Source organism: Duganella sp. BJB1802 (assembly GCF_013369445.1).
Lineage (GTDB): Bacteria > Pseudomonadota > Gammaproteobacteria > Burkholderiales > Burkholderiaceae_D > Rugamonas > Rugamonas vulcania_A.
Map to the genome: position 1 here is coordinate 111,429 of NZ_JABWEF010000022.1, position 10,015 is coordinate 121,443.

12 protein-coding genes are annotated in these 10,015 nt (G+C 67.3%); 10 read left to right on the top strand and 2 right to left on the bottom strand.

The features are described from left to right. Positions 1-51 precede the first annotated feature (51 nt). Together HUX88_RS27420 and HUX88_RS27425 are read left to right on the top strand one after the other, a co-directional pair. Positions 52-891, top strand: coding sequence for an HDOD domain-containing protein (locus HUX88_RS27420; RefSeq protein WP_117010546.1), 840 nt, complete (start codon positions 52-54; stop codon positions 889-891). A 66-nt stretch (positions 892-957) separates the two neighbouring features. Further along, positions 958-1,983: a transporter gene (locus HUX88_RS27425; protein WP_176363796.1), complete on the top strand. Its 1,026-nt coding sequence runs from the start codon at positions 958-960 to the stop codon at positions 1,981-1,983. Between the two features lie 2 nt (positions 1,984-1,985). Here HUX88_RS27425 and HUX88_RS27430 read toward each other — a convergent pair whose 3' ends face one another. Continuing rightward, positions 1,986-2,213 (bottom strand): hypothetical protein, encoded by a 228-nt coding sequence (locus tag HUX88_RS27430; RefSeq protein ID WP_176363797.1) that lies wholly within the window; start codon positions 2,211-2,213, stop codon positions 1,986-1,988. 153 nt (positions 2,214-2,366) lie between these two features. On the opposite strand from HUX88_RS27430, the gene HUX88_RS27435 reads away from it, so the two are divergent. Beyond that, positions 2,367-2,726, top strand: a complete 360-nt coding sequence (locus tag HUX88_RS27435) for a hypothetical protein (protein WP_117010041.1) — start codon at positions 2,367-2,369, stop codon at positions 2,724-2,726. Then, positions 2,723-3,358 carry a Vat family streptogramin A O-acetyltransferase gene (locus HUX88_RS27440; protein ID WP_176363798.1) on the top strand — a complete coding sequence of 212 codons (636 nt, stop codon included), beginning with the start codon at positions 2,723-2,725 and terminating at the stop codon, positions 3,356-3,358. The genes HUX88_RS27435 and HUX88_RS27440 overlap by 4 nt, the downstream gene beginning before the upstream one ends. Here HUX88_RS27440 and HUX88_RS27445 read toward each other — a convergent pair. Next, positions 3,312-3,827: a hypothetical protein gene (locus HUX88_RS27445; RefSeq protein ID WP_176363799.1), complete on the bottom strand. Its 516-nt coding sequence runs from the start codon at positions 3,825-3,827 to the stop codon at positions 3,312-3,314. The two genes, HUX88_RS27440 and HUX88_RS27445, sit on opposite strands and share 47 nt — an antisense overlap. An 80-nt stretch (positions 3,828-3,907) precedes the next feature. Here HUX88_RS27445 and HUX88_RS27450 point away from each other — a divergent pair, with 80 nt between their 5' ends. From HUX88_RS27450 to HUX88_RS27475, 6 genes are all read left to right on the top strand, one after another. Then, complete coding sequence (locus HUX88_RS27450) at positions 3,908-4,126, top strand: DUF6500 family protein (protein ID WP_176363800.1); 219 nt, start codon at positions 3,908-3,910, stop codon at positions 4,124-4,126. 3 nt (positions 4,127-4,129) lie between these two features. Continuing rightward, on the top strand, positions 4,130-4,783 hold the full coding sequence (locus tag HUX88_RS27455) for a VOC family protein (RefSeq protein WP_176363801.1): 654 nt from the start codon (positions 4,130-4,132) through the stop codon (positions 4,781-4,783). Between the two features lie 76 nt (positions 4,784-4,859). Continuing rightward, complete coding sequence (locus HUX88_RS27460; protein ID WP_117010037.1) at positions 4,860-6,080, top strand: MFS transporter; 1,221 nt, start codon at positions 4,860-4,862, stop codon at positions 6,078-6,080. Then, positions 6,077-6,700, top strand: coding sequence for a metalloregulator ArsR/SmtB family transcription factor (locus HUX88_RS27465; protein ID WP_176363802.1), 624 nt, complete (start codon positions 6,077-6,079; stop codon positions 6,698-6,700). Before HUX88_RS27460 ends, HUX88_RS27465 begins: the two co-directional genes overlap by 4 nt. 176 nt (positions 6,701-6,876) lie before the next feature. Beyond that, on the top strand, positions 6,877-8,859 hold the full coding sequence (locus tag HUX88_RS27470) for a nucleoside-diphosphate sugar epimerase/dehydratase (protein WP_176363803.1): 1,983 nt from the start codon (positions 6,877-6,879) through the stop codon (positions 8,857-8,859). Positions 8,860-8,881: 22 nt separating this feature from the next. Then, positions 8,882-9,943, top strand: coding sequence for a Gfo/Idh/MocA family protein (locus HUX88_RS27475; RefSeq protein WP_117010034.1), 1,062 nt, complete (start codon positions 8,882-8,884; stop codon positions 9,941-9,943). Positions 9,944-10,015 lie beyond the last annotated feature (72 nt).

The following is a 10,015-nucleotide window of genomic DNA, read 5'->3' on the forward strand; positions in this document are numbered from 1 at the left end:
CACGCCATGATGGCGTTGAGATTGGGGCCGCGCATGCGTATAATTTTGATCATGAATAAACTTGAAGCATTCGGCCATATCGCGGCGCTGGCCATCCGTGGTGAACTGGTTTTCCCGACCAGCGTCAATGCGGCACTCCGCGTTCAACTCGCGCTGGACGACCCGGAGTGCCCGGTCGACAAGGCGATCAGCCTGGTGCTGGCGGAGCCGATCCTGGCCGCGCGTACCGTCGCCATCGCGAATTCGGCGATGTTCAACCGCTCCGGCGCGCCGATGATCACCAACGTCCGCGGCGCCATCATGCGTATCGGCTATCAGAACCTGTTCGCGCTGGCCGCCGCCATGGTGGTGCGCCAGTTCGGCGCCAAGATCGCCGACCCCGACCTGCGCTTCAAGGCCGAGAAGCTGTGGGACCACACCATCGCCGTGGCGGCGCTGTCGCGCATCATCGCGCGCCAGGTCACCGGCGTGAATCCGGACACCGCGCTGTTCGCCGCCATCGTGCACGAGGTGGGCGGCTTCTACCTGCTCTCGCGCGCCGACGAATTCCCCGGCCTGCTGGAAGAAGATCCCGAGAACTGGCATTCGGCCAGCGAGGAGATCATCACGCGCGAAGTGATGCGCAAGCTGTGCATCCCCGAGCCGGTGGCCGAAGCCATCGAAGGCCTGCGCGACAGCTTCATGTCGATCCCGCCGGACACGCTGCTCGACACGCTGCTGCTGGCCAACCACCTGTCGCCGGTGAAGTCGCCGCTGCAGGAGCCGCAGCGCGACCTGCCGCCGCACTCCGATTCGGCCATCGATTTGTTCATCGACGAAGAGAAGCTCGAATCCATGCTGGCCGAGGCCAGGATCGACGCCATCGAGATGAACGCCGCGCTGCTGGTCTGAGGATTTATTCCCCCGGCCGGGCGTATTTTGCTATCCTCACGTCCGTGATCATCACGGAGGAATCGAATGCAGAATGCGCCACTGTCCTACGGCTCCGACCCATCGGGTCTGGTCTGCGGCTACCTGTTCGGCCGCGCGCCGGACGGCAAAGGCCTGCCGCTGGACGCCGACGCGGCCCGCACCTGGCTGGCCGCGCGCGAGCAGCATCCGCAGGAATTCATCTGGCTGCACTACAACCTGGCCAACACCGCCAGCGAGAAATGGCTGCACGAGCACACCGCACTACCCGAGGAATTCTACGAGAGCCTGCACGAAGGCCCACGCTCGACCCGCATCGAGATGGCCGACAATACGCTGATCGCCGTGGTCAACGACGTGCTGCACGATTTTTCGTTCGAGCCGTCCGACATCTCCACGCTGTGGCTGAGCGTCGACCGGCAGATCGCCATCAGCGCGCGGCGCAAGCCGTTGAAGGCGGTCGACGGCCTGCGCAACGCGGTGCGCAACGGCGAGCCGATACGCTCGTCGGTCGAACTGCTGATCCATCTGCTGCGCGACCAGGCCGACGCGCTGATCAAGATCGTCCGCAACGCCATCAGCACCGTCGACGAGATCGAGGACAATCTGCTGGCCGGCAAACTGAAGACCAAGCGCGCCAGCCTGGGCGCGCTGCGGCGCGTGCTGGTGCGCCTGCAGCGCCTGCTGGCGCCGGAACCGGCGGCGCTGTTCCGATTGCTGCAACGGCCGCCGGCCTGGGTGGCCGAGATCGACGCGCAGGAGCTGCGCGAATCGACCGAGGAATTCTCGATGGTGCTGGCCGACATGGCCTCGCTGCAGGAGCGCATCAAGCTGATACAGGAGGAGATCGCGGCGCTGGTCAACGAGGGCAATAACCACAGCCTGTTCGTGCTGACCATCGTCACCGTGCTGGCCCTGCCGATCAACATCATCGCCGGTTTGCTGGGCATGAACGTCGGCGGCATCCCGCTGGCGCAGGACCCGGAAGGCTTCTGGCTGGTGGTGGCGATCGTCGCCAGCTTCACCGTGATCGCAGGCTGGCTGGCCTTCCGCCGCCAGCGCGACGTGTCATAAGGTCATGGGAAGGTCAAGTCCATGCCGAGCATTCTGACCACGAGGAAGGTGACGAACCCCAGGCCCAGGAGCGATAGCGTGAAGAGCGCCATCACCTTGCCGCTCGCGCGCAACACCGCGCGCCCCTCGCCCTTCTTGCCTTGGTCGTAATGCCATTTGATGGCGAAGAACATGCCTGTGCCGAGCACGAGCGCCTTGAACGTACCGAAGACTATTGGGATCCAATCCATTTTGTGTATTTCCAGGTTATTACTTGCGACTGTCTATCGTGAGGAGCTCGACCTCCGCACGTTCTGAGGCATAGTACCTAAAAACAATTTCCATACATCGGGACAAAATGTCCCAGGTGCATCTCATGTGGAGCTTGCGGAAATGAGGAGCAAATGCGTCTGTCAGCCAAATTAACCCGGATCGGCATCTCCCTAACCCTGGGAACAGCGCTGGCGCTCCTGTCGGTGCGCGTTGAGCAAGTTGGTCCCGAAGTGGCGGAGTATGGCAACTTGTGTGGACCAAACGCCGCCAGCCCGTGCTACAAACCGGTATTGAAGGGCGGGTTCCCGGCGGCCTATTTGTTCGACGCACCGGGTATCTCCGTGGAACGCCAACTGTCGTTCGGTGAAGATCGGCTGTTCGCAGGTGCACTGGTGTTGGATATAGCTTTTTATTTTGCTATTGTCCTGCTGGCGACTCAGCTTATTCGCGCTGTATCGGGCCAGATCAGAACTAGTAAGGAGAGTGAATGAACGGACCATCACCCAATAACCCACATCCGATGGCGGGCTTCCCGCAAGTCTGCTACATCAAGAACACGGTCGCCAATCCCAACATCGTCATCGGCGACTACACCTACTACGACGATCCCGAGGACTCGGAGAACTTCGAGCGCAACGTGCTGTATCACTTCCCCTTCATCGGCGACAAGCTGGTGATCGGTAAATTCTGCGCGTTGGCGCGCGGCGTCAAGTTCATCATGAACGGGGCCAACCACAAGCTGTCGGGCATCTCGACCTACCCGTTCCAGATCTTCGGCAACGGCTGGGAACAGGCCATGCCGGCGCAGGGCGAGCTGCCATACAAGGGCGACACGGTGATCGGCAACGACGTCTGGATAGGCTATGACGTGCTGGTCATGCCGGGCGTGAAAATCGGCGATGGCGCCATCGTCTCCTCACGCTCGGTGGTGGTGAGCGATGTCGCGCCGTACACGGTGGTCGGCGGCAATCCGGCCAAGCAGCTCAAGGAGCGCTTCGCGCCGGACGTGGCGGCGCGCCTGCAGGCGATCGCGTGGTGGGACTGGCCGGTCGAACATATCACGGCCAACCTGGCCTTCATCGTGGCCGGCGACGTGGAGCTGCTGGAGCGACTGCGGCCCTGAAGTTCCACACGCGGCGCCCGCCGTAGGCCGCGAACAGCACGCCCATCGCCAGCGCGATCAGGTTGTCGCGGCGGTAGCTGCCCCGCACCGTGGACAGCGAAGAGACTTCCTTACCGCCGACCGTCACGCCGTAGACCGCGTAGTAGCGGCCCGGCAGAAAACCCGGGCTGCTCACTTGTCCCGGGTGGTAGCTCACCTTGACCGGATAGGCTTGCGCGTCGGCGATCGCCGCGCGCAGGCGCTGGTCCGAGTCGCCTTTGGCGAACAGCACGAAGCGGTGCTCGTCGCCGTCCAGCGTGAAATACAGGCCGCCCTGCGCCGGCTGCGACCACGCGACGCGGCCGCTCGCCGTCTCCAGTTGCGCCGCATCCGGGAAGTTGCGCTCCAGCGCGACGAACAGCAACATCAGGCCTATGCCGAGCAGCAGAAAGAAGTAAGCACCGCGCTCGCTGGCAAACCAATTCTTCATCGTGTTTCAGTATCAAAGTGATGCCGCATCATAGCGCAACAATGTATAGTTGAGGTCTTGATAACACAGGACTCCATAGCGTGCGTATTCAACTGCGAGAAAAAATCATCCGCGTCTGTAACGACAAGATCGCGCAAAAGGGCGAGACGGTCGGACTGTCCTTCTACGCCTTCTTCGCCAACAAAAACGACAACCCGGAGCTGCTGATGGAAGCGGCCGAATGGTGGATACGCACGCACCAGCTGGATCACTTCGAGAAGGCCGTCAAGATCCGCGGCATGATCGAGCAGGGACAATAAGCGATGCGTATCGATCACCTGTTCATCCGCGCCCGTGCCGGCGCGCCGGAGTCGGAACTGCTGCGGTCCTTCGGCCTGAGCGAGGGATCGGGCAACCGTCATCCGGGCCAAGGCACGGAGAACCGCCGCTTCTTCTTCCACGACGCCTTCCTCGAACTGCTGTGGATCGCCGACGACGACGAGGTGCGCAACGCGCAGACCAGCCCCACGCTGCTGGCCGAACGCCTGGCCGACGGTGGCCCGGCCTGCCCGTTCGGCGTGTGCTTCCGGCCCGACGGCGACGAGGCCGACGCGCCCTTCCCGTGCTGGGACTACGCGCCGCCGTATCTGCCGCCCGGCATGCGCATCGGCATCGGCGCGGACGTGCCGGCGTCGGAGCCGATGTGGTTCTTCCTGCCCAAAGGCGTGGCGCCGGCGTTCTATCCCGAGGGGCGCCGCCAGCCGCTGGACCACGCGGCCGGCGTGAACGCGATCATCTCGGTCACGCTGACCTTGCCGTCGCCGGCACTGTCGGCGCCCGCGCAAGCGGCCAGCGCGGGCACGCAGCTCACGCTGCTCGAAGGCGACGCCTACCTGATGGAGATCTGCCTCGACCACGGCGCCCAGGGCCAGGTCCGTGACTGCCGCCCCACCCTGCCGCTGGTCCTGCACTACTGAGTTAATAAACATTTTCGTTTACTTATTAGCGGAGTCCGCTTACAGTGTCGGTACTCGCTCCCTTTGATTGCCGCCGATGAAAACACCTCTGCTGATCAGCGCCGCCTGCCTGCTGGCCCTGCTCTCGACGATAGGCGCCTCGCTGCCCTACCCCATCCTGCCGCCGCTGTTCGCGGCCGGCGTCAGCAACGGCCTGAACCAGTTTCTCGGCCTGCCGCCCAAGCTGCTGTTCGGCCTGGCGCTGACCATCAATCCGCTCGGCCTGCTGATCGGCTCCGCGCTGCTCGGCCCGATGTCCGACCGCTACGGCCGCCGGCCGGTGCTGCTGATCACGGCGGTCGGCGCGGCCATCGGCCATGCGGCCACCGCCTGCGCGCTGCTGCTCGAATCCTACCCGCTGTTCATCGTGGCCCGCTTCGTCACCGGCCTGCTGGAAGGGAACGGCTCGGTGGCGCGCGCCATGCTGGCCGATCGCCTGAGCGGCGACCTGCGCCGCAAGGCCCTGTCCTGGCTCAACGGCGCGTTCTACATGGGCTGGCTGGCCGGGCCGCTGGTGGCCGGCGTCACGCTGGCGTGGGGCCTGACGGTGCCGTTCTGGATCGCGATGGCGGCGCTGTTGCTGGTGGCGCTGCTGGTGGCCGTGGTGCTGCCGAACGAGGCGCCGTCGCTGGCGACCACCTCGTGGTGGCAGGTCGCGCGCGACCGCCATTCGCTCAACCTGCTGCGCGAACCGGACCTGCGCAACCTGTTCATCGTCACGCTGGCCTACACCTGCGGCGTGACCGCGTTCTACGAGTTCTATCCATTGTGGCTGGTCGAGGTGCCGGGCTTCGGCGCGCGCGGCATCGCCTGGACCACCGCCGCCATGTGCGCGGTGATGACCACCACCACCATGTTCGCCGGCCGCCCGTTTGAAGGCGAGCCGCTGCTGCGGGCGCGCCGCTTCGCGCTGGTGACGGCCTCGCTGATCGCGCTGGTCGCGGCCAGCAACGCGTGGGTCGGCATCGCCGCCATCGTCTTGTACGGCATCCCGCATTCGATCTACAACGCCATAGTCCCCAACTGGTGCGCCGAGCGCTTCGGCGCGCACGGACAGGGCGCGGTCATGGGCCTGATCTCCACCACCTTCTGCCTGGCCAACATCATCATGGCGCTGGTCGGCGCGGTGCTGACGCTGATCGACACGCGCCTGATCCTGGTGCTGGGCGCGGCGCTGACCGCGTGGTCAGCCTGGCGCATGCAGACCTGGCACGCGGCCATGGCCAGCAAGGACAAGCTGCAAGGCGCGCTGCCATGAACACCGCCGAACACACCCTGTTCCTGCTGAAGACGCGCGGCCCGCACACCGCGCAGCAGCTGGCCGGCCTGCTCAACCTGACGTCGATGGGCGCGCGCAAGCAGCTCGAGGCGTGGCAGGAAAAAGGCATGGTGACGTACGAGGACGTGGCCGACAAGCCGGGCCGGCCGTCGCGCCGCTGGCTGCTGACCGACGCCGGCCACGCGCGCTTCCCGGACCGCCACGCCGACCTGACGCTGCAGCTGATCGACCAGGTGCGCGGCCTGTTCGGCGACGCCGGCCTCGACCAGCTGATCCACGCGCGCGAGGCGGCCAGCGAGCAGCAATACCGCCAGCATCTGCAGGCGTCCGACACGCTGCCGCAGCGGGTCGCCGCGCTGGTGCAGGCGCGCAGCAGCGAGGGCTATATGGCCGAAGTCGAAACCGGCGACGACGGCAGCCTGCTGCTGATCGAGAACCACTGCCCGATCTGCGCCGCCGCCCGCCAGTGCCAGAAGTTCTGCCGCTCGGAGCTGGAGCTGTTCCAGCGCGTGCTCGGCCCCGGATGCTCGGTGGGCCGGGTCGAACACCTGCTCGACGGCGCGCGCCGCTGCGTCTACGTGATCAAGCCGTTGCGCTAATTTCCGCGCAAAATTAATTACGAATGGAAATCTGAAAGTCAAGTGGTTCGGTTAAGCTCCGCCGTGCCGTTTGATCGCTGTCAAGCCGCCATGTGCTGGTCAGAAGACAATCAACGCATGCCGGACGCCCTGAGCGTCCGGCCCATGCCACGCTTGCTTCACCGAGGTCCCGCACCATGCTTGCCGTCACCCGCCGCTATCTTGCCGCCGCCCGCCTGCTCAGCGGGAAGCTGATCGCCCTCAGGCGCGGCGACAAGCGCGCGCTGATGTTCGGGGCGGACGGCCTGGCGCTGCCGCTGTGTTTCCAGCTGGCCTTGCTGATGCGCGGCGGCGCCAGGCCGGCGCCGGTGCTGCCGCTCGCGCTGCTGCTGGCGGCCACGTCGCTGTCAGCGCTGTCGATGAGCGACCTGTACGGCTCGGCGGTGCGCTACCTGGACCAGCGCCGCCTCGCGCTCGCCGGCCTCGGCCTGGCCGGCGCGGCGCTGTGCATCCACCTGCTGACGCTGGATCGCGCCGACGCCTGCCCGTCCGGCACGCTGCTGAGCTACTGGTTCGTCGCGCTGTCCTACCTGGTGGCGTCGCGACTGGCGGCGCGCAGCTTCCTGCAGCGCCACACACGGCCGCCACAGGCGCGCGAGGCGGTCGCCATCTATGGTGCCGGCGACCCCGGCGCCCGGCTGGCGCAGACGATGCAGGGCGACGGCCAATATTGCCCGGTCTGCTTCTTCGACGAGAAGGCGCGCCGCGAACAACGCACCATCGCCGGCCTGCGGGTGTTTCCGCCGGAGCGGCTGGCCGAGGTCGCCGCGAGCTGGTCGATCCGGCTGATCGTCGTCGCGCTGCCGGCCGCGTCGGGCGAACGGCTAGTCGCGGTGTCGCGCATGCTGGGCGGCGCCGGTGTCGGCATCAAGTTCCTGCGCGCCCTGCCCGACCTGGCCGACCACGCGCCACGGCGGCGGCCCCGGCCCGCCTCGCGCCCGGCCGCGGCGGATTTCCCGCTGGAGCTGCTGCTGGGCCGGCCGCCGGTGCAGCCCGACCCGACGCTGTTCTCCCGCTGCGTGCGCGACAAGGGCGTGCTGGTGACCGGCGCCGGCGGCTCCATCGGCAGCGAGCTGTGCCGCCAAATCGCCGGCCTGGCGCCGCGCTGCCTGCATCTGCTCGACCACAGCGAGTTCGCGCTCTACACCATCGTCCAGGAACTGCAGGCGCGCTGGCCGAAGCTGGCGCTGCGCCCGCACCTGGGCTCGGCCTGCAACGCCCGCCTGCTGGAGCGCGTGATGCGCAGCGACCGCATCGACACCGTCTACCACGCGGCCGCCTACAAGCATGTGCCGCTGGTCGAGACCAACATGGTGGAGGGCCTGCGCAACAACGTGCTGGGCGCGCAGGCGGTGGCGCGCGCGGCCGCCCGCCACGGCGCCGACACCTGCGTGCTGGTCTCCAGCGACAAGGCGGTGCGGCCCAGCACCATCATGGGCGCCAGCAAGCGCCTGTCGGAGCTGGTGTTCCAGGCCGCGCAGGGCGGCGGCGCGGCGCGCACCGTGTTCAGCATGGTCCGCTTCGGCAACGTGCTGGGCTCGTCCGGCTCGGTGGTGCCGCTGTTCCGCCGCCAGCTGCAGCAGGGCGGGCCGCTGACCGTCACCGACGCCGCGATGGAGCGCTACTTCATGCTGATACCGGAGGCGGCGCAGCTGGTGATCCAGGCCGGCGCCATGGCCGAGGGCGGCGACCTGTTCGTGCTCGACATGGGCCAGCCGGTACGCATCGTCGACCTGGCGCGGCGCATGATCGCGCTGGCCGGGCTGACCGAGAAGACCGCCGCCTGCCCGCAGGGCGACATCGAGATCCGCTACGTCGGCCTGTACCCCGGCGAAAAGCTGCGCGAGGAATTGCTGAGCGCCGACGACGCCGTGCCCAGCCGCCATCCGCGCATCCTGCGCCTGAAGGAGCAGGCGCAGGCGCCGGCGTTGCTGGACCAGTCGATCGAACTGCTGCTGCTGGCCTGCGCCACCAACGACCGCTGGCTGATCGAGGCCATGCTGCAGACCATCCTAGGCGACTTCGCGCCGCACGGCGGCGCCCCGGCCGCCGACGGCGAACGGGCGCGCCGCGCCATCGCCCGGCTGGCCATGGCGCCGCAGCCGGCCCACGCCTCGTAAGCGCCATTCCAAGGAGACCGCCATGCGCCAGTTCGTTCCCGCCGTCGTCGACCGCAAGCTGCGCTTCGCGCTGGTGGGCTGCGGCCGCATCGCGCACAACCACTTCAGCGCGCTGCGCCAGCACGCCGCGCGCTGCGAGCTGGTCGGCGTGTGCGACATCGATCCGGCCGCGCTGCGGCGCGCCGCCGAGCACACCGGCGCCCCCGCCTACACCAGCCTGGAGCAGATGCTGGCGCACAGCGAGGCCGACGCCTGCATCATCACCACGCCGTCCGGCCTGCATCCGGAGCAGGCGGTGCAGATCGCCCGCGCCGGCCTGCACGTGATCACCGAGAAGCCGATGGCCACCCGCTGGGAGGACGCCAAGCGCATGGTGGCGGCCTGCGACGCGGCCGGCGTGCGCATGTTCGTGGTCAAGCAGAACCGCCGCAACCCGACGCTGCAGCGGCTCAAGCGCGCGGTGGACGGCAAGCGCTTCGGCCGCATCTACATGGTCACGCTCAATGTGTTCTGGACCCGGCCGCAGGCCTACTACAACAGCGCCGCCTGGCGCGGCACCTGGGAGTTCGACGGCGGCGCGTTCATGAACCAGGCCAGCCACTACGTCGACCTGATCGACTGGATCGTCGGCCCGGTCGAGAGCCTGCAGGCCTACACCGCCACGCTGGCGCGCGACATCGAGGTCGAGGACACCGGCGTGATCAGCCTGCGCTGGCGCAACGGCGCGCTCGGCTCGATGAACGTCACCATGCTGGCCTATCCGCACAACCTGGAGGGCAGCATCACCATCCTCGGCGAGAAGGGCACGGCGCGCATCGGCGGCGTGGCCGTCAACGAGGTGCAGCAGTGGGACTTCGCCGAGCCCGAGCCGGAGGACGCCGGCGTGCGCGAGGCCAGCTACGCCACCACCTCGGTCTACGGCCACGGTCATCCGCTGTACTACGACAACGTGCTGCAGGTGCTGCGCGGCGAGGCCGAGGCCGAGACCGACGGCCGCGAGGGCCTGAAGTCGCTCGAACTGCTGATCGCCGCCTACCGCTCGGCGCGCGACGGCCGCCGCGTCGCCCTGCCGCTCGACTACTGACCACCACGGAGCCCGCCATGGAATACATCGTCCACCCCAGCGCCATCGTCGACGCCGGCGCCCCCAACGGCG

Bases quoted from the DNA above. Each gene is read 5' to 3' on its own strand.
- HUX88_RS27445 (WP_176363799.1), bottom strand. From the start codon at position 3,827: ATGAAGAATTGGTTTGCCAGCGAGCGCGGTGCTTACTTCTTTCTGCTG.
- HUX88_RS27460 (WP_117010037.1), top strand. From the start codon at position 4,860: ATGAAAACACCTCTGCTGATCAGCGCCGCCTGCCTGCTGGCCCTGCTC.
- HUX88_RS27465 (WP_176363802.1), top strand. From the start codon at position 6,077: ATGAACACCGCCGAACACACCCTGTTCCTGCTGAAGACGCGCGGCCCG.
- HUX88_RS27430 (WP_176363797.1), bottom strand. From the start codon at position 2,213: ATGGATTGGATCCCAATAGTCTTCGGTACGTTCAAGGCGCTCGTGCTC.
- HUX88_RS27435 (WP_117010041.1), top strand. From the start codon at position 2,367: ATGCGTCTGTCAGCCAAATTAACCCGGATCGGCATCTCCCTAACCCTG.
- HUX88_RS27425 (WP_176363796.1), top strand. From the start codon at position 958: ATGCAGAATGCGCCACTGTCCTACGGCTCCGACCCATCGGGTCTGGTC.
- HUX88_RS27455 (WP_176363801.1), top strand. From the start codon at position 4,130: ATGCGTATCGATCACCTGTTCATCCGCGCCCGTGCCGGCGCGCCGGAG.
- HUX88_RS27440 (WP_176363798.1), top strand. From the start codon at position 2,723: ATGAACGGACCATCACCCAATAACCCACATCCGATGGCGGGCTTCCCG.
- HUX88_RS27420 (WP_117010546.1), top strand. From the start codon at position 52: ATGAATAAACTTGAAGCATTCGGCCATATCGCGGCGCTGGCCATCCGT.
- HUX88_RS27475 (WP_117010034.1), top strand. From the start codon at position 8,882: ATGCGCCAGTTCGTTCCCGCCGTCGTCGACCGCAAGCTGCGCTTCGCG.
- HUX88_RS27470 (WP_176363803.1), top strand. From the start codon at position 6,877: ATGCTTGCCGTCACCCGCCGCTATCTTGCCGCCGCCCGCCTGCTCAGC.